This is a genomic window from Nonomuraea ceibae (assembly GCF_019396325.1).
In the GTDB taxonomy this organism is placed as follows: domain Bacteria; phylum Actinomycetota; class Actinomycetes; order Streptosporangiales; family Streptosporangiaceae; genus Nonomuraea; species Nonomuraea ceibae.
Genome location: NZ_JAHKRO010000031.1, coordinates 17970 through 39542 on the forward strand (window position 1 = coordinate 17970; position 21573 = coordinate 39542).

Here is a 21573-nt window from a genome sequence, read left to right on the forward strand (position 1 = left end):
AGTTGTCCCGGATCGTAGGGCCAGGGGATCGGGCAGTCAATGGCAGCGGGCACACTGGAGACGTGCCATCGACGCTGCCAGACGGAGACCCCGCGCCCGCCTCGGGCGAGCTGCCCGAGAGCGCCCTGCGGGGGCTCGGCGAGCGCCCGTTCGGCTTCTACGTGCACGTGCCGTTCTGCGTGACCCGCTGCGGCTACTGCGACTTCAACACCTACACCGCCGCCGAGCTGGGTCCCGGCGCCTCGCGCGCCGACTACGCGGCCACGGTGGTCGAGGAGATCCGGCTCGCCCGCCGCGTGCTCGGTGACGCCGAGCTGCCGGTCGAGACGGTGTTCTTCGGCGGCGGCACGCCCACGCTGCTGCCCGCCGAGGACCTGTCGAGGATCCTGGCGGCCATCGGCGCGGAGTTCGGCCTGGCGCCCGGGGCCGAGGTGACGACCGAGGCGAACCCCGAGTCCGTCGACCCGAAATACCTGGAGAGACTCCGGGAAGGCGGCTTCAACCGGGTCAGCTTCGGCATGCAGAGCGCCCGCGACCACGTCCTGCGCGTGCTCGACCGCCAGCACACCCCCGGCCGGGCCGGGCAGGCGGTGCTGGAGGCCAGGAAGGCCGGGTTCGACCACGTCAACCTGGACCTGATCTACAGCACGCCGGGGGAGAGCGACGACGACTGGCGCGCATCGCTGGCCGCCGCCGTCGAGGCCGAGCCCGACCACGTGTCGGCCTACTCGCTGATCGTCGAGGACGGCACCCGCCTGGCCGCCCGCATCCGGCGCGGCGAGCTGCCGATGCCCGACGACGACGTGGCCGCCGACCACTACGTGATCGCCGACGAGATGCTGGCCGAGGCCGGGTTCCGCTGGTACGAGGTGTCCAACTGGGCGACCTCCGACGAGGCCCGGTGCCGCCACAACCTGCTCTACTGGACCGGCGGCGACTGGTGGGCCGCCGGGCCCGGCGCCCACAGCCACGTCGGCGGCACCCGCTGGTGGAACGTCAAGCACCCCGCCCCCTACGCGCAGCGCCTGGCGGAGGGCCTGTCGCCCGCGCACGCCCGCGAGGAGCTCACCGGCGAGGACCGGGCGACCGAACGCCTCATGCTGGAGCTCCGGCTCGCGTCCGGCTACCCCCTGGCCGACGTGCCGCCCACCGGCCGCACCCACGTCGCCGCCGCGCTGGCCGACGGGCTCCTGGAGCCGGAGGCGTTCAAGGCCGGCCGCATGGTGCTCACCCTGCGGGGCCGCCTGCTCGCCGACGCCCTGGTCCGCGACATCCTGAGCTGATCAGGCCGTCGCGCTCACGAGGCTGCCGCGGTGACGAAGTCGATCAGCTCCTCGACCCGGCCGAGCAGCTCGGGCTCCAGATCGGCGTAGGTCGAGACGGAGCCGAGGATGCGCCGCCAGGCGTCGGCCGGCTCGGCGCGCCAGCCCAGGGCGGCGATCACGCCCTCCTTCCACGGCACCCCGCGCGGCACGTCCGGCCAGGCCGCGATGCCCACGGCCGACGGCTTGACCGCCTGCCAGATGTCCACGTACGGGTGCCCGACCACGAGCACGTGCGGCGAGGTGACCTGGGCGGCGATGCGGCTCTCCTTGGAGCCCGGCACCAGATGGTCGACCAGCACGCCCAGCCGCCGCCCCGGCTCGGGCGCGAACTCCTCGACGATCGCCGGCAGGTCGTCGACGCCCTCCAGGTACTCGACGACCACGCCCTCGACCCGCAGGTCGTGACCCCAGATCTTCTCCACCAGGGCGGCGTCGTGCACGCCCTCGACGTAGATGCGGCTCTCGCGGGCCACCCTGGCCCGCAGCCCCTCCACGGCGATCGAGCCCGAGGCGCTGCGCCGGGGCGCCCGGGGAGCGGCGGCCTGGGGCCGCACGAGCGTCACGACCTTGCCCTCCAGCAGGAACGCGGCGGGCGCGAGCGGGAACAGCCGGCGCCTGCCGAAGCGGTCCTCCAGCGTGACGGCCTCCTTGTCGCAGGCCACCACCGCGCCGCAGAAGCCGCTGTCGGCGTCCTCCACCACCAGGTCCGGCTCGGCCGGCACCTGCGGGATCTTGCCCTTGCCCGGGCGCCGCCAGTTTCCCGCGAGAACATCACCGTCGTACACACCGGGGACCGTAGCAAATCACCCGCCCGCCGCGAGGCGCTTGCGGTGCCCGCTGCGGCGTACCACGACCACGATCGTCACGAAGGCCGCCGCGAGCACGCCGATCGCGGCCACGATCGCGGCCACCGCCGCGCCGCCCACGACCCCGGCCGCCGCGCCGAGCACGCCCGTGCCGATGCCGAACCGGGCGTCCGACTGCTGCTGGGTGGCGCAGGTGACCTGGTACTGGCCCGCCGACGGCGCGTTGACCAGCGCGATCTGCTCCCAGCGGGTGCCGTCGACGGTGAGCGTGGTCGTGCCGGAGGGCGCGATGAGCGTGGCGCCGCCGGAGATCTGGCAGTCGTAGCTGACCGGGCCGTCGGAGGCGAGGTAGAGGGCGGGGCCGTCGGCCGGGTCGAGCGTGGCCGCGACCGTCTCGCCGGCGGCGAACGTGCGGTTCGGCGCCACGTTCGCCACCGTGCTGAACAGGCTGCTCACGAACAGCGCCCCGGCGGCCAGCACGCACACGGCGGCCACGCCCCATGCGAGGCCGATCCACCTCAGCCGGGGCCGGATCGCCTTCGGGTCCACCCGCTGCCCGTACGGAGGCGGGAACTGCTGCCCGTACGGGGGCGGCGGCGGGGCGAAGTAGGGCTGCTGACCAGGGGGAGGGGGCGGATACTGGTGGTGGGTCCCCGGCTGCGGCCCCGGCGGAGGCGGCGGGCCGTACGGCGAATTGTCCGTCATGGCGGCAAGTGTGAGGCTTGGCATTCGGCTTGTCATCGGGCCCCCGGCGTTATCGCACCTTGTGGGTGAGAGCCGTACACTTGGCACTCGGGAACACAGAGTGCTAGACCTGGCGTTTCCCCTAAAGGCAGCGGTAGGAGGTGCGCACGTGCTCGACGATCGTAAACTCGCGGTGCTCCGCGCCATTGTCGAAGACTACGTGTCGACCAACGAACCCGTCGGCTCGAAGGCGCTCGCCGAGCGCCACAACCTCAAGGTCTCCCCGGCGACGGTCCGCAACGACATGGCCGCGCTGGAGGAGGAGGGCTACATCACCCAGCCGCACACCAGCGCGGGCCGAGTGCCGACGGACAAGGGTTATCGCCTGTTCGTCGACAGGCTCTCGCAGGTCAAGCCGCTCTCCGGAGCGGAGCGCCGGGCGATCGAGACCTTCCTGGCGGGCGCGGTCGACCTCGACGACGTGGTGACCCGCACGGTGCGGCTGCTCGCGCAGCTCACCAGGCAGGTCGCCGTCGTGCAGTATCCGACCCTGACCCGTTCCACGGTCCGGCACGTCGAGCTGGTCCCGCTCGCCGAGCGGCGGGTCATGCTCGTCCTGATCACCAACACCGGCCGCGTCGAGCAGCGCGTGATCGAGCTGCCCGAGGTGGTGGAGGACACCCGCATCGCGCACCTGCGCGCGGTGCTCAACGCCTGTCTCGACGGCTGCGGCCTGGCCAGCGTGCCGGAGCTGGTGTCCGACCTGCCCGAGCGGCTGCCGGTCGAGGACCGGCCGGTGGTGGCGACGATCCTGTCGGTCCTGCTCGAAACGCTCGTCGAGCGGCACGACGAGAAGATCGTGTTCGCCGGCGCGGCCAACCTGGCCGGCGCCGACTTCAGCGTCGGCCTGCGCGACGTGCTGGAGGCGCTGGAGGAACAGGTCGTGCTCATGCGGCTGCTCGGCGAGACAACCACAGACACCCCGTCCGCTCTCACCGTGCGCATCGGTTCCGAGAACGCCTATACCGGACTGCGGGGCACGTCCATCGTCGCCACGGGATACGGTCAAGGCGACAACCAACTGGCCCGGCTCGGCGTGCTGGGCCCCACGAGGATGGACTACCCCGTGACGATGGGCGCCGTACGCGCGGTGGCACGCTACGTCAGCCAGATCCTGGCTGCATCTTAAGAGGTCGATAAGTGGCAAACAGCGACTACTACGCCACCCTCGGGGTGCGCCGTGACGCCAGTCAGGACGAGATCAAGAAGGCCTACCGCCGGCTGGCCCGCGAGCTGCACCCTGACGTGAATCCCGATCCCGCCACCCAGGAGCGGTTCAAGGAGATCACGCAGGCCTACGAGGTGCTGTCCGACCCGAGCAAGCGCCAGATGTACGACCTCGGCGGCGACCCGTTCGGCGGCGGCGGCGCGGGTGCGGGCGCCGGCGGGTTCGGCGCCGGGTTCCCGTTCAGCGACATCATGGACGCCTTCTTCGGCACCGCCGGCGGCACGCGCGGGCCCCGCTCGCGTGCCAGGCGCGGCCGCAACGCGACCATCCGGGTCGAGCTCGACCTGCGCGAGACCGCGTTCGGCACCACCCGTGAGCTCGTCGTCGACACGGCCGTCACCTGTGAGGTATGCCAGGGCGCCGGCACCGCCCAGGGCACCCACCCCGACACCTGTGACATGTGCAACGGGCGCGGCGAGATCTCCCAGGTCACCCGCTCGTTCCTGGGCCAGGTCATGACCTCGCGGCCGTGCCCGCAGTGCGGCGGCTTCGGCAGCATCATCCGCCACCCGTGCCAGGAGTGCTCCGGCGACGGCCGGGTGCGCACCCGCCGCACGATCAAGGTCCGGATCCCGGCCGGCGTCGAGGACGGCACCCACATCCAGCTCGCCGGCGAGGGCGAGGTCGGCCCCGGCGGCGGCCCGCCCGGCGACCTGTTCCTGGAGATCGCCGAGAAGCCGCACGAGATCTTCGAACGGCGCGGCGACGACCTGCACTGCACGGTCCAGATCCCGATGACGGCGGCCGCGCTCGGCACCATCCTGTCCGTCGAGACGCTCGACGGCCCGGAGGAGGTCGACGTGCGGCCCGGCACCCAGTCCGGTCAGGTCATCACCATGTACGGGCGCGGCGTCCAGCGGCTCAACGAGTCGGGCCGCGGCGACCTGCTCATCCACGTCAACGTCGAGACGCCCGGCCGCCTCGACCCGGCCCAGGAGGAGCTGCTGCGCGAGCTGGCCAAGCTGCGCGGCGAGGAGCGCCCGCCCGGCAAGTTCGCGCCGGGCCAGCAGGGGTTCTTCTCACGGCTGCGCGACGCGTTCAACGGCCGCTGAGGCAGCCGTCAGGAGCTCCTCCGGCAGCGCCACCCGGGCGGTCACCCCGGAGCGGGGCGTCTCGTGCAGCCACACCCGCACGCCGAGCCGCTCCGCCAGCCGGCCCACCACGTGGTGGCCGAGGCAGCGGTCGGGCGCGGCCAGGAAGCTCTCCTCGCCCCTGAGCCGGGCGTTGGCCGCGGCCAGCTCGGCGGGCGTCATGCCGACGCCGTGATCGGTGATCGTGATGCGGCACTCGCCCTCGTCGGCGCGTGCCCAGATCTCCACCTCGGCGTCGGGCGGCGAGAACGCCAGCGCGTTCTCCACCAGCTCGGCCAGCAGGTGCGCCACCTCGGCCACGACGGCCCCGCGCACCAGCGGGCCGTCCAGCACCCGCAGCGTCACCCGGTGATGGCCCTCCATCTCCGCCAGCGTCATCCGCACCACGTCGGCCACCGGGACCGGCTCCGACGAGCGGCGTGCCGCCCGCTTGCCCGCCAGCACCAGCAGGCTCTCGGCGTTCCTGCGCAGCCGCCCGGTCAGCCGGTCGAGCTCGCACAGCCGCGCCAGCGCCGCCGGGTCGGACTCGTGCCGCTGCAGCACGCCGACCGCGCCGAGCTGACGGTGCACCAGGTCGCGGTTGCGCCGCCCCAGCTCGGCCAGCGCCTCCGCGGTGCCCTCGCGCAGCGCCGTCCGCTGGGCGGCCAGCCGCGCCGCCGTCGCGTGCATGCCGCCGACGGCCCACGCCACCTCGGTGAACGCGTCGGCCCGCGCCCTGCCGGGGCCCGCCTCCCGTACGCCGGACTCCAGCTCGGCCGCGTGGTCGCGCAGGATGGCCGCCTCCGTGGCCAGGTTGCGCAGCGGACGCAGGACCGAGCGCACGACCAGCGCCCCCAGCGCGAGCAGCACCAGCGTCAGCGCGGCGCCGGAGGCCGCCAGCGTCACCAGGCGGCGCGTCTCGCGCTCCACGGCGGCCACGGCGGCCGCGCGGGCCTGACCTCCCGCCACCCGCTGCGCGGCCCTCAGCGCGTCCGTACGGGCCTCCGTGGCGCTCTCCCATGCCCGGGGCCCCGCCGTCACCTCCGTGCCCGAGGCGCTCGCCACGGCCTCCTGCTCCAGCGCGGCCACCCGGGCCACCGGTCCGGCCCGCAGCGCCCGGTCCAGCGCCGCCGCGCCCGTCCGCCCGGCCATCCGCCCGTAGCGGGCCAGGGCGTCGTCCGCCACGGCCCCGGCCCGCAGGAACGTCGCGTAGTCGGCCGCCGCGAACCCGCCCGCCGCCAGCGCCCCCGTCACCAGCGCGCGCTGCTGCGCGGCGGCCTCCTTGCCCCGCGCCAGCGCCTCCAGCGGCCCCGCCCGGTGCGAGGCCGCCAGCACGGCCGCGATCGTCGTCGTATAGGCGGTGAACACCGTCAGATGCCGGGGTCGCGCCCCCACCTCCCCCGGCACGGCCGCCGCCCCCGGCACGGCGCTCCCGGCTGAGCCCGGCACGACGGTCCCGGCCGCGCCCGGCACCGCGCCTTCGGCAGCTCCTGGGACGGCGGTTGCGGTCGCTTCGGGGACGGCGGCCGTGCCGGGGGCGGTGGTTCCGGCGGCGCCAGGCACGGCGGCTCCGGGGACGGCGCCCTCGGCTGTCCCGGCGGCGTTCCCGACGTTCCCGGCGTTCTCCCCGGCCGCGCGGATCTCGGCCAGGGTGCCGGGCCCGGGAAGCGACTCGCGTACGCGCCCGGCCCCGGCGCGGCCGCTGAGCAGCGGGGCGAGGGCGCCGTCGGTGGCCCGGCGGGCGGCGGCGAGGTCGGCGGCGAAGCGCTCCTCACCGGCCGCGCGGCCCGCGGCGAGGGTGCGTTCGCGCTGGAGGGCGTGGACCAGGTCCTCGGCGGCGAGTGCCACGTCCACCTGGCGGACGCCGGACGCGGCCTCGGCACGGGCCGCGGCGAGGTCCGCGACGCCGGCTCCCGTCGCCGCGATGAGCAGCAGCGCCGGCACGGCCGGCAGCAGGAACAGGCGCGCCCTCAGGGGCAGCCCGCGGGCGGGGGACATGGTCATCGCGCTGGGCCCTCGTAAAGTGACGTCAGGAAAGTGCGAGTGCACGTGACACGATATTGCGTCGCGTGTTCGCTTGACTGCGTGACGTGAAGAATCTGGAGTGCGACACGGTGACGGTTCCGGTGTTCCTCGCGGCGGATCTGAGCGGGTCCGAGCTGGTGCTCGACGGCCCCGAGGGGCGGCACGCGGCGTCGGTGCGGCGGCTGCGCGAGGGTGAGCGGGTCGACCTGACCGACGGCGCGGGCGCGGTGGCCGAGTGCGTGGTGCGCGAGGTGCTGAAGGACGCGCTGCGGCTGGACGTGCTGGCCCGCCACGAGGTGCCCGCGCCGCGGCCCCGGCTGGTCGTGGTGCAGGGCCTGCCCAAGGGTGACCGGGGCGAGCTGGCCGTGGAGATGATGACCGAGGCGGGCGTCGACGTGATCGTGCCGTGGGCCGCCTCGCGCAGCATCACGCAGTGGAAGGGCGAGCGGGCCGCCAAGGCGCTGGGCCGGTGGCGGTCCACGGCGCGGGAGGCGGGCAAGCAGGCGCGCCGGTTCCATCTGCCGGAGGTGGCCGAGCCCGCCACGACGGCCCGCGTGGAGGCGCTGCTGGCGGGCGCGGCGCTGGGGCTGGTGCTGCACGAGGAGGCGGCCGAGCCGCTGTCGCGGGTGGCGCTGCCGGCGGGCGGCGACATCGTCGTCGTGGTGGGCCCGGAGGGCGGCGTGTCGGAGGACGAGCTGGCGCGCTTCGAGGCGGCCAAGGCGGTGCCGGTGCTGCTGGGGCCGACGGTGCTGCGCACCTCGACGGCGGGGGTGGCGGCGGCGGCCGTGCTGCTGGCGCGCTCCGGCCGCTGGTAGCGTCCCGGCGGGCCATGCGCCTGGGGGCGTCAGGGGAGCGGGGGCGGGGTGGCGAGCAGCGGGCTGGGCGCGTCCGACGCGGTCGGCGCCGGGTCGCCCGGCGGGCACTCCTCGGCGGGGCAGGGCGCCTCGGGCGCGGCGGTCTCCGAGATCGACGGGTCCGGCGAGGGCGAGGGCGTGATCTCCGGGCAGTCGGCGGGCGGCTCCGCCTGCTCCTCGGCGGCCGTCGGGCACGGCGTCGTGCTGGGCTCGGAGCTGGGGGAGGGGGAGGGCTTGCTGGTCGACCTGGCCGTCTCCGACGGCTGCGGGGAGGGCGGCGGCGTGGACGGGTCGGGGACGACGACCGCCGGCGGGTCCTGCCGTACGGTGGCCTTCGGCTCGGCGGGCCGGCTGGTCGACGACTTGGCCGGCGGGGTGGCGCTGGAGGTGGCCTCGACCTCCTGGACGGGCACCTGCTCGATCACCTGGTTGCGCAGCTCGGGGACCACCATCACGATCGTGGCGGCGACCAGGACGGCGCTGGCCGCGGCGGCGCCCACCCGCCACCAGATGAGGTTGCGCGCCCCGCGCCGCTCGATCCGGGCGCGGATGATCTCCAGCCCGTCCGGCGAGGGCACGACCGCGTCCGCCTCCGCGTGGAGCGCACGGCGCAGGGCGTCGCCGTGCTCGTCGGGGGGCTGGGTCATGACATCTTCTCCAGGACGGATCGCAAGGCGGCCATGCCACGCGCCGTGTGGCTCTTGACCGCGCCCTTGCTGATGCCCATGGCGTGGGCGATCTCAGCCTCGGACAGATCACCGTAGTAACGAAGGACCAGTGCCTCTCTCTGACGGGTGGGCAGGGCTCGCAGCGCCTCGATCACGGCGGAGCGTTCGAGCTCGCCGATCGCGCCGTTCTCGGCGCTCGGCGCGTCGGGCAGGCCCTTCGGCGCGTATTTCTCGACGACCGCGCGGTGGCGCAGCACGGAACGGGACCGGTTGACGACGGACTGACGCAGGTAGGCGAGTGCTTTGTCGGGGTCACGCAGTCTGCGCCAGGCGCCGTGGATGGCGACGAACGCGTCCTGCACGACTTCCTCCGCGGTTGCCATGTCGCGCACCAGCAACACAGCGAGACGTACCAATGACCGAAAGTGCGCGCTGTAGAGCGCGGTCACGGCCATGTCGGCGTCCCACCCGACCGGCACCGCCCCCATGGACCTGTCGGCCAGGAGGGTTTCGGTGGTCACTTCAGTGGGACGCGCGGCCTTGCCTGAGGGTTTACGCTCTTCCGGTTCCTTAGGGGGCATGACCCAGTCGTGTCCTCGCCAGGTGGCCTCGCCCGACCCTGAATCGTCTCTTTTCCTTGAAGTGTTGCACACACACCCTAACCGCGTTGATCTTCGGACGCCACGCGGGAAGCGGTCACCGATTCGCAACGCCGATCAGGCGATGTCCCGTGTCGGTAAGGTGATCGGGTGACCGACTGCCTCTTCTGCAAGATCGTGGCCAGGGAGATCGAGGCCGAGATCGTCCTGGAGACCGAGCGGGCGCTGGCCTTCCGCGACATCAACCCGCAGGCGCCCACCCACGTGCTCGTCGTACCGAAGGCGCACCACGCCGACGCGGCGGCCCTGGCCGAGGCCGACGACGGGCTGGCCGACGACGTGCTCAAGGCCGCGCACGCGGTGGCCGTGCAGGAGGGCGTCGCGCCCGGCGGTTACCGGATCGTGTTCAACACCGGGGCCGGCGCCGGTCAGACCGTCTTCCACGTGCACGCGCACGTGCTGGGCGGGCGTGACCTGACCTGGCCGCCCGGGTGATATTGGCATGAGCGATCGGCCTGGTCCCGGCTACCATGGGGGCACAAGCAAAGCCAAGGAGACCGGGAGGCATCAGGCCGCTGGCCTGCCCATGTCCGAACTACACGAATCCCGACGAACGGCACCTCCCTCGCGCACTCAAGCCAAGGTGCTGATTCCGGACGAATACCCGATGGTCAGCCTCCTGGGCTCACGTGACGAGCTGCTGCGCGTCATCGAGGGCGCCTTCAAGGCCGACATCCACGTGCGCGGGAACGAGATCACCGTCACCGGCAGCCCCGACGAGAGCGGCACCGTGGTGCGGCTGTTCGAGGAGCTGGTCGAGGTGCTGCGCAGCGGCGGCGAGCTCACCCCCGACGCGGTCGAGCGGAGCATCGCCATGCTCCGCATGACCTCCGACCGCCCGGCCGAGGTGCTGTCGCTCGACATCCTCTCCTCGCGCGGGCGGACCATCAGGCCCAAGACGGTCAACCAGAAGCGCTACGTCGACGCGATCGACAAGCACACGATCGTCTTCGGCATCGGCCCCGCAGGCACCGGCAAGACCTACCTCGCGATGGCCAAGGCCGTGCGCGCGCTCCAGGAGAAGCGGGTCAACCGCATCATCCTGACCCGCCCCGCGGTCGAGGCCGGCGAGCGGCTCGGCTTCCTGCCCGGCACCCTCTACGAGAAGATCGACCCCTACCTGCGGCCGCTCTACGACGCGCTGCACGACATGGTCGACCCCGACTCGATCCCCAAGCTGATGGCCGCGGGCACGATCGAGGTCGCGCCGCTGGCCTACATGCGCGGCCGCACGCTCAACGACGCCTTCATCATCCTCGACGAGGCCCAGAACTCCTCGGCCGAGCAGATGAAGATGTTCCTGACCCGTCTCGGCTTCAACTCCAAGATCGTGGTGACGGGTGACGTCACCCAGGTCGACCTGCCCTCGGGCACGGTCAGCGGCCTGCGGGTGGTGCAGGAGATCCTCGAGGGCATCCCCGACATCCACTTCGCCCGGCTGACCAGCTCCGACGTGGTCCGCCACAAGCTGGTGAGCGAGATCGTCGACGCCTACGGGCGCTACGACGCACTCCAGGAGCCGAAGCAGATCCAGCAGCAGCGGGGAAAGCGCCGATGAGCATCGAGATCAACAACGAGTCCGGCGTCGGCGTCGACGAGGAGACCCTCGTCGCGCTGGCCGGCCACGTGCTCGCCGAGATGGGCATCAACCCGCTGGCCGAGCTCTCGATCGTGGTCGTCGACGAGGACGCCATGGCCGAGCTGCACGAGAAGTGGATGGGCGAGCCCGGCCCGACCGACGTGCTCGCCTTCCCGATGGACGAGCTGCGTCCCGGCGGCGGCGCGCGTGGCGACGGCGAGAGCCCCGCCGACCCGGCGCTGCTGGGCGACGTGGTGCTCTGCCCGCAGGTGGCGGCCCGGCAGGCCGAGGAGGCCGGCCACAGCGCCCAGGCCGAGCTCGAGCTGCTGTGCACCCACGGCATCCTCCACCTGATGGGCTACGACCACGCCGAGCCCGAGGAGCACAAGGAGATGTTCGGGCTGCAGGCCCGGCTGCTCGAAGCCTGGCGGGAGGTGCGCGACTCCCGGTGAACGCCTGGTTGCCGTTGGCCATCGTCCTCGTCGTGGTCGGTGGCCTCATCGCCAGCGCGGAAACGGCGTTGACGCGCATCTCCCGGGTGCGCGCCGAGGAGGCCGTGCGAGACCGCAGGCGCGGCGCCGTCCGGCTGCACGCGATCGTCTCCGACGCGCCGCGCTACCTCAATCTGCTGCTCCTGCTCCGGCTGAGCTGCGAGCTGGTCGCGACGGTGATCGCGACGTTGCTGTTCATCGACCTCATGCACGACCAGGGCTGGGCGTACGTGTCCGCCGCGGCCGTGATGATCGTGGTGAGCTACGTGATCGTCGGCGTCATGCCGCGCACCCTGGGCCGCCAGCACGCCGAGCCGATCGCGCTGGCCAGCGCCCCGATCGTCTACGGGCTGACGAAGATCTTCGGGCCGCTGCCCAAGCTGCTCATCCTGCTGGGCAACGCGCTGACGCCCGGCAAGGGGTTCCGCGACGGGCCGTTCACCTCCGAGGCGGAGCTGCGTGACCTGGTCGACCTGGCCGAGGAGCGCCGGGTCATCGAGCCCGACGAGCGCGAGATGATCCACTCGGTGTTCGAGCTGGGCGACACGCTGGTGCGCGAGGTCATGGTGCCGCGCACCGACATGGTCTACATCGAGCGGGGCAAGACGCTCAGCCAGGCGCTGTCGCTGGCGCTGCGCAGCGGCTTCTCCCGCATCCCGGTGGCCGGCGAGAACGAGGACGACGTCATCGGCATCGCCTACCTCAAGGACATCACCCGGCGGGTGCACGAGTCGGGCGCCGACCGCGGGCACGAGCGCATCGAGTCGATCATGCGCCCGGCCACGTACGTGCCCGAGAGCAAGCCGATCGACGAGCTCCTGCGCGAGATGCAGGCCAAGCAGACCCATCTGGCCATCGTCATCGACGAGTACGGCGGCACGGCCGGCCTGGTCACGATCGAGGACGTGCTGGAGGAGATCGTCGGCGAGATCACCGACGAGTACGACCAGGAGGCGCCCCGGGTCGAGCCGATGCCCGGCGGGGCGCTGCGGGTGACGGCCCGGATGCCGGTCGACGAGCTGGCCGAGCTGTTCGACACCGAGATCGAGGTCGACGACGTCGAGACGGTGGGCGGGCTGCTGGCCCACGCGCTGGGCCGGGTGCCGATCGCCGGCTCCCAGGCCGAGGTGGCGGGCCTCAGGCTGACGGCCGAGAGCCTGGCCGGGCGGCGCAACCGGATCAGCACCGTGGTCGTGCGGCGGGTGCTGCCGCTGGGCGACGACGTGGTCCCCGCCCGCGCCGAGCACGACTGACCGGCGGGTCCAGGTTGTCGCAAGCGTTCTACAAGTCTTCTGCAAGCGCCGTCCGCCAGTCTTTCTCTCGACACCCTGTGCGGTGGGTGTCACGAGGGGGGCTTCCGAGCGCCGGGTGGGGTTCGCGGCGGGAGGAAGGCTTCCGGGGGGACGGCAACGTCTCGATCAGCTAGCCGATCGTGACGTTGTTCGGCGTAAAGGGTGTTCTCGTCCGAACAGGACGGGAGCACCCTTTTTGCGTTTGATCCTTTGTTGGTAGTAGCGGTGGATTGCCGTAATTGCCGACCGGGGAGGCTGCCGGTCGGAGGGAATCATGAAACGCGGACAGCGGATCATCGCCTGCGGGCTCCTTGCCGGTGCCCTGACAGGCTGCGGAGACGGCGGCCTCGTCCAAGGGGTCGACGTACAGGCCCTGGCCCAGATGCGGGAGGTTCTCAAGAAGGAGCCGCGGCTGCCCGAGGGCTTCTCGCCCCGGCCCGAGCAGGCGTGGCGGGCGCCGTTCACCCCGGCCGACCGCAACTGCCGGGCCGTGCTCGACGCGGCCGGCGGGCGGGCGCCCGCGCAGGAGCTGACCGCGCAGGCCGCGGCCAGCTATCAGGGCGACGAGCTCGGCGAGCAGGTCGGCGTCGGCCTGGCCCGCTACACCGGCGCCGCCGCCGAACAGCACCTGGCCGAACTGACCCGAGCCCTGGAGGCGTGCCGCGCGGTGCGCCAGGGCACCGGCACCCACCTGCGCACCACGCTGGTGCCGGTCGGGAAAGTGGCCGACGAGGCGGTGGGCGGCGAGCTGCGCGGACGGCTGAACGGCTATCCCTACACGCTCGACGTCGTGCTCGCCCGCTCGGGCGACACGCTGGTCTCGCTGGTGCACACGAGCATGGCCGAGGTGGACCCGCAGCGCACGCGGCAGCTCCTCGACGCGGTGATGCGGATGGCCAGCGCCTAATCTGGTCCTCGTGACTCTCGATCCCGAAGACAGCAAGATCATCACCCTGGCCCGGTCGTCCCGGGCGCGCAACGGCTCCGCCCAGGGCGCCGCCGTACGCGACGAGACCGGCCGCACCTACGCGGCCACCGACGTCGCGCTCACCTCGCTCACCCTGTCGGCGGTGCAGGTGGCCGTGGCGACGGCCGTCTCCAGCGGCGCGCGGTCGCTGGAGGCCGTGGCGCTGGTCACCGACGGCGACGGGCCGAGCGCCGCCGACGAGGCCGCCGCCCGCGAGCTGGGTGTCAAGACCATCCTCGTGGCCGGCCCGGACGGCACGCTGCGCGACGGCACGCCCGGCGGGGCCTGACATGCCGATGTCGCCGTTCCTGGCCGATCTGCGCGCCAAGGTCGGCTCCCAGCTCCTCATGCTGCCGTCGGTCAACGGCTGCGTGTTCGACGAGAGCGGCAGGCTGCTGGTGGCACGCCACGGCGACGTCGGCCTCTGGGCCACCCCGGGCGGCGGCGTCGACCCCGACGAGCGGCCCGAGGACGCCGTCGTGCGCGAGCTGCGCGAGGAGCTCGGCCTCGAGGTCCGCGTACGCGCCCTCATCGGCGCCCACGGCGGCCCCGACTTCCGCGTCCTCTACCCCAACGGGCACCAGGTCGCGTACGTGATCATCACGTACGCCTGCGCCATCGTCTCCGGCACGCCCACCCCCGACGGGGACGAGATCACCGACGCCCGCTGGGTCACCGAGCCGGAGCTGGCCGGGCTCAGGATGACCGCGTGGAGCCCCCACGTGCTGCCCCAGGTCTTCGCCTGGTGGCGTGACCAGGCCGATCGATGAGCCAGAATGCACTATGTGACTTCGCCAGACAACCATCGCGCCGGATTCGCCTGCTTCGTGGGGAGGCCGAACGTCGGCAAGTCCACGCTGATGAACGCCCTGGTCGGCACGAAGGTGGCGATCACCTCGTCCAAGCCGCAGACCACCCGCCGCGCCATCCGCGGCATCGTGCACCGGCCCGAGGCCCAGATCGTCATCGTCGACACGCCCGGCCTGCACCGCCCGCGCACGCTGCTCGGTGAGCGGCTCGACAGCCTCGTGCTGTCCACGCTCACCGAGGTCGACGTGATCGGGTTCTGCGTGCCGGCCAACGAGCCGATCGGCAAGGGCGACCGGTTCATCGCCGACAAGCTCGCCGCCGTCAAGAACACGCCCGTCGTGGCCGTGGTCACCAAGTGCGACCTGGCGAGCCGCGACCAGATCGCCGCGCAGCTCCTCGCGGTGTCGGAGATCGCGGAGTTCGCGGCGGTCGTCCCGGTGTCGGCGCAGTCGGGCGAGCAGCTCGACGTGCTCGGCGACGTGCTCATCGAGCACCTGCCCGAGTCGCCGCCGCTGTACGAGGACGGGCAGCTCACCGACGAGCCCGAGCAGGTGCTCGTGGGCGAGCTCATCCGGGAGGCGTCCCTCGAAGGCGTCCGCGACGAGCTGCCCCACTCCATCGCCGTCGTCGTCGACGAGATGCTGCCGCGCGAGGGGCGCGACGACCTGCTCGACATCTACGCCCACCTGTTCGTCGAGCGGCCGTCGCAGAAGGCCATCGTCATCGGACACAAGGGCGAGCGGCTGCGCGAGGTCGGCACCGCGGCTCGCAAGCAGATCGAGGCCCTGCTCGGCACCCGCGTCTATCTGGACCTGCGCATCAGCGTGCTCAAGGACTGGCAGCGCGACCCCAAGCAACTGCGCCGCCTGGGCTTCTACGACTGACGGGTGGCAGCCGGGGACCGGCGGAACAGCGCCAGGACCGCCAGCACCACCACCGCCAGCGACGCGCCCAGCGCGGCGAACCAGCCGTAGCGGATGACCGGCTCGATCGACAGGAAGCCCAGGTCGATCGAGACCCGGTCGGGCAGGCCGGCCGAGCCGGTCACGAACAGCACCAGCACCACCGCCGCCAGCGCGCCCGGCAGCGCGGCCAGCGCCGCGACGCGCGGGCGGCCGATCAGTCCGGCCAGCCCGCAGCCCGCCGCCGCCAGCCCGGCCAGCAGCGTCCACACGCCGGAGGCGTCGTCGATGCCGCGCACGTCGCGTGACAGCCCGGCGCCGACCAGGTCGCTCGTCGCCTGCGTCCCGGCCCAGGGCAGGACGACGCAGAAGATCAGCAGGCCGCCCGCGAGCATGACGGCGAAGGCGTGGAGTCTCCCGGCGGGTGACGGCGTGAGATGGTCGGCCACCCGATCACCATAAGCCGATCGTGCCGCCGCCACCACCGTCCGCGACGCGCCAACCGTGTGTCCGCGGCGTACGGCCGGGCGCGCGGCGAGGTCAGGAGTGGCGCCAGGTCTTGGCCTGGTCCTTCACCCAGGCGGAGACCTCCGCCGCGGTGGGATCCTGCCTGATCGAGGTGAACACCACCGGACCGCCGCCCCGGACCGCCGCCGCGTCGCGGGCCATCGACTCCAGGTCGGCGCCCACCAGCGGGGCCAGGTCCGTCTTGTTGACGACCAGCAGATCGGCCTGGGTGACGCCGGGGCCGCCCTTGCGCGGCACCCGGTCGCCGCCGGCCGCGTCCAGGACGAAGATCTGCCGGTCGGCCAGCTTCCGGCCGAACGTCGCCGCCAGGCTGTCGCCCCCGCTCTCCACCAGCACCAGGTCCAGCGGCCCGAACCGCTCCTCCAGCGTCTCCACCGCGTCGAGGTTGGCGGCGAGGTCGTCGCGGATCGCGGTGTGCGGCAGGCCGCCGGTCTCCACGGCCAGGATGCGCTCGGGGTCGAGGACGTCCGCGCCGCGCAGGAAGTCGGCGTCGTCGGTGGTGCGGACGTCGTTCGTGACGACGGCGAGCTGCAGGGCCGGGCCGAGCGTCCGGCACAGGGCCGCCACCAGGGCCGTCTTGCCGCTCCCCACCGGTCCGCCGATCCCCAGGCGCAGTGCGCGCCCGTGGCCGTCGGGGGTGTGGTGACGATCGCGGAGGTTGGCGCCCATGGGTGGGTTCCTTCCTGTCGGGAGGTGAAGAGCCTGACGTGGGGCCTGTGCGTACCGTTCTGCGAGGAGAGCCGAGGCGTGGGCGCTGCGTCGGAGAGGCGGTGCGCGTCCACCTCGGCATCCGGCTCCTCCCACGAGGGCGGGTGACCGGGGAGGGACAGCCATCCTCCGGGGACGGCCCTGCGGGCGGGACGTCCCTCACGTCTGGAGTTTCCCTCCGAAACGCGGCACCGTCCAGGGGCGGCGCCCCCAAGATCAGCCCGCCGAGATCAGCCCGCCGCCCACGCTCGCGCCGCGCGGACGATCTCCTCCAGGTCGCCGCTGTGCGCGCCGTGCCAGTAGACCTGGCCGCACACCCGGCACCGGCCGTAGGCGTCGTAACTGCGCCGGGTGCCGTCACGCAGCACCGGCTCCACCTCCCGCTTGGCCACCGCCTCCAGCTCCCCGTTGCAGGCCGTGCAGCGCGTCCACGGCCGCAGCGGCGGCGCGAACCGCTCCAGCAGGTCGCGGAGCTGGTCGGGCGCCCGCGTGCCGCGCACGTACGCGCCCAGCCACAGCGCGCGGCGGCGCAGCAGGCCGCGGTCCTGGGTGAGCAGCACCCGCCGCTCCGCGTTCGCCTGCGCCACCAGCGACGGGTCGTCCATGTCGTTGTGGTAGGCCGTGTCGATGCCCAGCAGGCGCAGCCGCCTGGCCAGCGTGCCCAGGTGCACGTCCAGCAGGAAGCGCGGCTCGCCCGGCAGCGGCTGCGGGCGGGGCACCCCGAGCACGTCCACGACGTCGCCGGGGCGCGGCTGGTAGGACGGCGGCACGCCCACACCGCCGACCGTCATCGGGCCCACCTCCGTCAGCGGGATGCCGGCCGACTCCACGTGGTGACCCAGCGTCGACGAGCCGTCGGGGGTGATCGGCTGTGCCTCCCGCCGGCGGCTCGCGGGCAGGAACATCAGCAACTCCGGCGCGATGCGAAGAAGCGCGTCCATGACGTCCATTCTGTACGGTCACCTCAGGGGCGGGACGGCGAGCGCGGCGCGTTCCAGGGCCAGCTCGGGCCACCATGACCCGCCGACAGGGCTCTCCTCGCCGCGCAGCGGGTCCTCCTCGCCGCCGGCGCCCCGACGGCAGCGCCCGCTGGAGGTGCCCGCCCGGTTGATCCACAGGTACGCGTCCACCAGCTCGTCGCCCGTCCGCGTCGTCGGGCGTGCGCCCGCGCCCCGGCCCGGCGGGTTGCACCAGGGCTGCGGGTCGGGCAGCTCGGCCGCCTTCCCCTCCGGCACCCACGGGCCGCGGCCGTTGCGGCTGGTGTCGATGACGAAGTGCGGCAGGTCGGCGGCGTCCACCGGGGCGTCCGCCGGGCAGCCCGTGCGGCCCGTCGCCGCCAGGACGGCGACGCACGTGGACAGCTTCCTGCCGTACGCGACCAGGCCGGCCGTCGGCTGGTAGCCCTGCGCGTTGAGGAAGAAGCCGTCGGCGGCCGTCACGCCCGCGCCCACCAGGCTCTGGGCGATCTCCGCCGTGGCGGGCCAGCCCTCGTGGCCGCCGTCGAGGTAGACGGCGGTGCGGCCGCCGCGCTTGAGCTCGCGGACCGCCGTGGCCAGGTCGTGGTAGCGCCGGCTCGGGCTGCCCGGCAGGTCGCAGGCGGCCGTGCCGGGGATCTTGACCAGGCTCGCGGGCTCCAGGATCACCACCGCGTCCGCACTGCCGAGCTGACCGGCGATCCCCTTGATCCAGCTCTGGTAGGCGGCCATGTTCTCGGCGCCGCCCGGGGCGCAGTCGCCGCCCGGCAGGTGGTCGATCACGAACACCGGCACCCCGCCGGCCCGCTCCGCCTCCTCGACGGCGGTGGCCACCGTGGCCACGGCGTCGTCGCCGGCCAGCCGGATCGCGTGGGGGACGGCGGCCAGGGCGCGCATCAGCGCGGCGTCCTCCGGGCGGTCCGCGGCGGCCAGGAACAGCGCCTCGCGTGCGGCGTCCGGCTCCGGCGGGGCGAACAGCCTCACGTCCTCGGCGGCCCGCAGCGGGTTGACGCCCACCGGGGCGGCCTCGTCGCCGGGCCGCAGGGCGACCACCGCCGTGGTGACCGCGACGGCCGCCGCCAGCGCCGCCACCCCGATCGTCAGCCGTCTTCCCGTCGCCGTCCGCCCTCCGCCCGCCGCCGGGCCGTCGCGTACCGGCTCCTGGGGGTCTTCGCCGGACGCGCCGGAGGAGAGGCGGTCGAGGAGGGCCTGGGCCGTGGGGCGGTCGGCGGGATCCCGGGACAGGGCCGCCGCCACCAGCTCGCGCAGCGGCTCGGGCAGCGGCGGCAGGACCGGAGGTTCGTGGACGATCCGGTACAGGATCGCCGGGACCGACTCGCCAGCGAACGGCGAGGCGCCCGTGGCGGCGAAGGCCACCACGCAGCCCCAGGCGAACACGTCCGACGCCGGCCCGACGGGCCCGCCCCGCACCTGCTCCGGCGACATGTACGCGGGCGTGCCCACGACGGCGCTGCTCAGGTCGGCGCCGCCGAGCTGGGCGATGCCGAAGTCGATGACCTTGGGCCCCACCTGCGAGAGCAGCACGTTCGACGGCTTGAGGTCGCGGTGCACGACGCCCGCGCCGTGGATCGCCCGCAGCGCGGTCGCCGTCGCGGCGGCCAGCCCGTCGAGCGCCGACCCCGTCAGCGGCCCGGAGCGGCGCACCGCCTCGTCCAGGCTGGGGCCCTCCACGTACTCCGTCACGATGTAGGCGGGATCGCCGGTGACGTCCGCGTCGAGGACGGGCGCGGTGCAGAAGCGGGCGACCCGGCGCGCGGCGGCCACCTCCCGGGCGAACCGCCGCCGGAAGCCCGGGTCGGCGTCCAGGCCGGGGTGGATCAGCTTGACCGCCACCCGGCCGCCCGCGGTGTCCGCGCCCAGGTAGACGGCGCCCATGCCGCCCTCACCGAGCCGGCCCAGCAGCGTGTAGGGGCCGACGTGCCGGGGATCCCCGTCTCGCAGCGCAGCCACGCTCATGATCGCCAGGTTAGACGTCGAGCCGCCAGTCGTTCCACTCGTCCAGCAGCTCGAACCCCATGGCCTCGTTGATCGCCAGCATGTGCGTGTTGGACCGGGCGTTCCAGGTGATGACGCGCTCCACGCCAGGCTCGCTCTCGCGCAGCCAGAACAGGTTCGTCAGCTTCATCAGCAGGCCCAGCCGGTGGCCGCGGTGCCCGGCCAGCACGGCGGTGTCGGCCTGGGCGGCCCAGCCGCCGGGGACGTCGGGGGAGATGAAGATGCGTGAGAAGCCCGCCGGGGCGCCGTCGGAGATCCGCCGGGCCAGCACGGAGTAGACGGTCTCACCCGCCAGCCCGATGCGCTCCTCGGCGAAGCGCACGCTGTCGAGCGGGAAGCGGGACTCCTCGACGCCCTCGCCGCGCGGAGCGTCGTTCATGCCGCCCAGCAGGGTGGCGAGATCGGGCAGCAGGCCGGGCTCGGCCGGGCCGAGCCAGCGCTCCACCCGGTAACCGGCGGGCTCCGGCAGCATGCGGCGCAGCCCGTCCCAGTCGGCCGCGCGCAGGTCGAGCACCCGGCGCGCCTCGCCCAGCGAGAGCGTGAACCCTCGCGCCGAGGCGAACCGCGCCCCGTCGCTCCCCGCCTGCGTCTCGCTCAGCACGAGACGCCTGCCGCGAGCGCGTACCCGCTCCACGGCGTGCGCGAGCAGGGCGGACCCGACGCCGGCCCGCTGCCGCTCCGGCCGCACCACCAGCACCGCCAGCCGGCCCAGGTGGAGGTTCTCGTGCACGGGGAAGGCCAGCATGGTGCCGCCGATCACCTCGTCGCCGTCGACGGCGACGTGCGCCTCGACCTCCGCCCCGGGAAAGCCCCTGGTCACGTCCACCTCGAACCGCCTGCGGGACCACAGCGGCCCCGGCTGACCGGCGTACGCGGCGACGAACGCGTCATGGAGCGCGGGCAGCAGCCTGCCCGGCCGCTCGGGATCGATGCGCTGGATCTGCATGCGTCCCAGCCAAACGCACCGGCGGCGGCGACGCGACCGGTTTTCCTACTGGCGGTAGTTCTCCACCTCGCCGGCCGGCCGCACGGCGGCGTCGTCGGGGTTCTCGCCCGCGCTGCGGCGGGCCCGGCGCTGGCGCAGCAGGTCCCAGCACTGGTCGAGCGCCGTCTCCAGCTCCCTGACCCGGGCGTTCTCCTCGTCGGAGGGCAGCTCGCCCGCGCGCAGCCTCTCACGCAGGCCGCGCTCCTCGTCGACCAGCTCGCTGATCCTGCTGAGAATCTCGTTGTCCCGCATGCTCAAGATCCTACGTATCGCGTGATAGAACACGCCCTATGGCTGGTATCGCGCTGGTAAGAAAGCCTGGTTCGCGCATCGCCGAGGGCATCGTCACCCACCTCCAGCGCCAGTCCGTCGACCCCGAGCGCGCCGCCGCCCAGCACGCCGCGTACGTGGCCGCGCTCGACGCCGCCGGCTGGCGGCCCGTGCACGCCGAACCCGCCGACGACCTGCCCGACGCGCCGTTCGTGGAGGACACGGTCGTGGTCGCCGGGACGCTGGCCGTACTGACCAGACCGGGCGCGCCCGGACGGCGGCCCGAGGTCGAGTCCGTCGAACGCGCCGTACGCGGCCTCGGCCTGACCACGGTCAGGATCACGCGGCCCGCCACGCTCGACGGCGGCGACGTGCTCCAGACCGGGCCCACCGTGTACGCGGGCCGCTCCGGACGGACGAACAACGCGGGCATCGCCCAGCTCAGCGCGCTGCTGCCCGAGCGCGACGTGGTGACCGTGGACATCTCCGAGTTTGAGAAGCTCGAAGGCTGCGTCACCTGCCTCAGCGTCCTCATCCCGGCACCGCGCTGAACTGCCTGCTCTCACCATGTGAGAACCGGGGCGGTCCACGGCGAGACGTCTGGTAGCGTGAACGGCATGCTGCGCGGGCTCCTTCTTAGCTGCCGCGGCGGGGGCCACTGAGGCCGGCTCC

At 73.6% G+C, this 21573-nt stretch carries 24 protein-coding genes; 13 read left to right on the top strand and 11 right to left on the bottom strand.

The features are described 5' to 3' along the window. Positions 1-62: 62 nt before the first annotated feature. Complete coding sequence (gene hemW / locus KME80_RS20690; protein WP_219507502.1) at positions 63-1283, top strand: radical SAM family heme chaperone HemW; 1221 nt, start codon at positions 63-65, stop codon at positions 1281-1283. A gap of 14 nt (positions 1284-1297) precedes the next feature. Here hemW and KME80_RS20695 read toward each other — a convergent pair whose 3' ends face one another. After that, positions 1298-2110, bottom strand: a complete 813-nt coding sequence (locus KME80_RS20695; protein ID WP_219507503.1) for a DUF3097 domain-containing protein — start codon at positions 2108-2110, stop codon at positions 1298-1300. Positions 2111-2128: 18 nt separating this feature from the next. Further along, on the bottom strand, positions 2129-2836 hold the full coding sequence (locus KME80_RS20700; RefSeq protein ID WP_219507504.1) for a hypothetical protein: 708 nt from the start codon (positions 2834-2836) through the stop codon (positions 2129-2131). Positions 2837-2984: 148 nt separating this feature from the next. Here KME80_RS20700 and hrcA point away from each other — a divergent pair, with 148 nt between their 5' ends. Both hrcA and dnaJ read left to right on the top strand, forming a co-directional pair. Beyond that, a complete protein-coding gene (gene hrcA, locus KME80_RS20705) occupies positions 2985-4004 on the top strand; it encodes a heat-inducible transcriptional repressor HrcA (RefSeq protein WP_219507505.1) in 1020 nt (339 codons plus the stop codon). 11 nt (positions 4005-4015) lie between these two features. Then, positions 4016-5155: a molecular chaperone DnaJ gene (dnaJ, locus tag KME80_RS20710; protein ID WP_219507506.1), complete on the top strand. Its 1140-nt coding sequence runs from the start codon at positions 4016-4018 to the stop codon at positions 5153-5155. Here dnaJ and KME80_RS20715 read toward each other — a convergent pair. Next, the gene (locus KME80_RS20715) at positions 5123-7177 is read right to left on the bottom strand and encodes a nitrate- and nitrite sensing domain-containing protein (RefSeq protein ID WP_219507508.1); all 2055 of its coding nucleotides are present in this window, start codon (positions 7175-7177) and stop codon (positions 5123-5125) included. The genes dnaJ and KME80_RS20715 overlap by 33 nt on opposite strands. Before the next feature lie 110 nt (positions 7178-7287). Here KME80_RS20715 and KME80_RS20720 point away from each other — a divergent pair, with 110 nt between their 5' ends. After that, complete coding sequence (locus KME80_RS20720) at positions 7288-8013, top strand: 16S rRNA (uracil(1498)-N(3))-methyltransferase (RefSeq protein ID WP_219507586.1); 726 nt, start codon at positions 7288-7290, stop codon at positions 8011-8013. Positions 8014-8042: 29 nt separating this feature from the next. Here KME80_RS20720 and KME80_RS20725 read toward each other — a convergent pair whose 3' ends face one another. Then, complete coding sequence (locus tag KME80_RS20725; protein WP_219507509.1) at positions 8043-8699, bottom strand: hypothetical protein; 657 nt, start codon at positions 8697-8699, stop codon at positions 8043-8045. After that, on the bottom strand, positions 8696-9208 hold the full coding sequence (locus KME80_RS20730; protein WP_049573205.1) for a SigE family RNA polymerase sigma factor: 513 nt from the start codon (positions 9206-9208) through the stop codon (positions 8696-8698). Before KME80_RS20730 ends, KME80_RS20725 begins: the two co-directional genes overlap by 4 nt. Before the next feature lie 261 nt (positions 9209-9469). Here KME80_RS20730 and KME80_RS20735 point away from each other — a divergent pair, with 261 nt between their 5' ends. From KME80_RS20735 to era, 8 genes are all read left to right on the top strand, one after another. Continuing rightward, complete coding sequence (locus KME80_RS20735; protein ID WP_219507510.1) at positions 9470-9814, top strand: histidine triad nucleotide-binding protein; 345 nt, start codon at positions 9470-9472, stop codon at positions 9812-9814. 91 nt (positions 9815-9905) lie between these two features. Next, positions 9906-10937, top strand: coding sequence for a PhoH family protein (locus KME80_RS20740; RefSeq protein ID WP_219507511.1), 1032 nt, complete (start codon positions 9906-9908; stop codon positions 10935-10937). Further along, a complete protein-coding gene (gene ybeY / locus KME80_RS20745; protein ID WP_219507512.1) occupies positions 10934-11410 on the top strand; it encodes an rRNA maturation RNase YbeY in 477 nt (158 codons plus the stop codon). Before KME80_RS20740 ends, ybeY begins: the two co-directional genes overlap by 4 nt. Further along, the gene (locus tag KME80_RS20750; RefSeq protein WP_219507513.1) at positions 11407-12702 is read left to right on the top strand and encodes a hemolysin family protein; all 1296 of its coding nucleotides are present in this window, start codon (positions 11407-11409) and stop codon (positions 12700-12702) included. The genes ybeY and KME80_RS20750 overlap by 4 nt, the downstream gene beginning before the upstream one ends. Before the next feature lie 313 nt (positions 12703-13015). Next, a complete protein-coding gene (locus KME80_RS20755; RefSeq protein WP_219507514.1) occupies positions 13016-13648 on the top strand; it encodes a hypothetical protein in 633 nt (210 codons plus the stop codon). 10 nt (positions 13649-13658) lie between these two features. Further along, positions 13659-13997, top strand: a complete 339-nt coding sequence (locus KME80_RS20760; RefSeq protein ID WP_219507516.1) for a cytidine deaminase-like protein — start codon at positions 13659-13661, stop codon at positions 13995-13997. Between the two features lies 1 nt (position 13998). Further along, the gene (locus KME80_RS20765) at positions 13999-14478 is read left to right on the top strand and encodes an NUDIX domain-containing protein (protein ID WP_281427088.1); all 480 of its coding nucleotides are present in this window, start codon (positions 13999-14001) and stop codon (positions 14476-14478) included. A 15-nt stretch (positions 14479-14493) separates the two neighbouring features. Beyond that, the gene (gene era, locus KME80_RS20770) at positions 14494-15402 is read left to right on the top strand and encodes a GTPase Era (RefSeq protein ID WP_308125855.1); all 909 of its coding nucleotides are present in this window, start codon (positions 14494-14496) and stop codon (positions 15400-15402) included. Here the strand turns inward: era and KME80_RS20775 are convergent. The 6 genes from KME80_RS20775 to KME80_RS20800 all read right to left on the bottom strand — a co-directional run bounded on the left by KME80_RS20775 (position 15393) and on the right by KME80_RS20800 (position 20883). Then, a complete protein-coding gene (locus KME80_RS20775; RefSeq protein WP_219507520.1) occupies positions 15393-15869 on the bottom strand; it encodes a hypothetical protein in 477 nt (158 codons plus the stop codon). The genes era and KME80_RS20775 overlap by 10 nt on opposite strands. A gap of 91 nt (positions 15870-15960) precedes the next feature. Then, on the bottom strand, positions 15961-16617 hold the full coding sequence (gene ureG, locus KME80_RS20780) for an urease accessory protein UreG (protein WP_219507522.1): 657 nt from the start codon (positions 16615-16617) through the stop codon (positions 15961-15963). Between the two features lie 269 nt (positions 16618-16886). After that, positions 16887-17597 (bottom strand): Mut7-C RNAse domain-containing protein, encoded by a 711-nt coding sequence (locus tag KME80_RS20785; protein ID WP_219507524.1) that lies wholly within the window; start codon positions 17595-17597, stop codon positions 16887-16889. A gap of 18 nt (positions 17598-17615) precedes the next feature. Continuing rightward, positions 17616-19607 (bottom strand): glycoside hydrolase family 6 protein, encoded by a 1992-nt coding sequence (locus KME80_RS20790; protein WP_219507526.1) that lies wholly within the window; start codon positions 19605-19607, stop codon positions 17616-17618. Positions 19608-19617: 10 nt separating this feature from the next. Beyond that, complete coding sequence (locus KME80_RS20795) at positions 19618-20592, bottom strand: GNAT family N-acetyltransferase (protein WP_219507528.1); 975 nt, start codon at positions 20590-20592, stop codon at positions 19618-19620. Positions 20593-20637: 45 nt separating this feature from the next. Beyond that, on the bottom strand, positions 20638-20883 hold the full coding sequence (locus tag KME80_RS20800; RefSeq protein ID WP_219507529.1) for a DUF2630 family protein: 246 nt from the start codon (positions 20881-20883) through the stop codon (positions 20638-20640). Between the two features lie 38 nt (positions 20884-20921). On the opposite strand from KME80_RS20800, the gene KME80_RS20805 reads away from it, so the two are divergent. Beyond that, positions 20922-21452: a hypothetical protein gene (locus tag KME80_RS20805; protein ID WP_219507530.1), complete on the top strand. Its 531-nt coding sequence runs from the start codon at positions 20922-20924 to the stop codon at positions 21450-21452. The last annotated feature ends 121 nt before the right edge of the window (positions 21453-21573 follow it).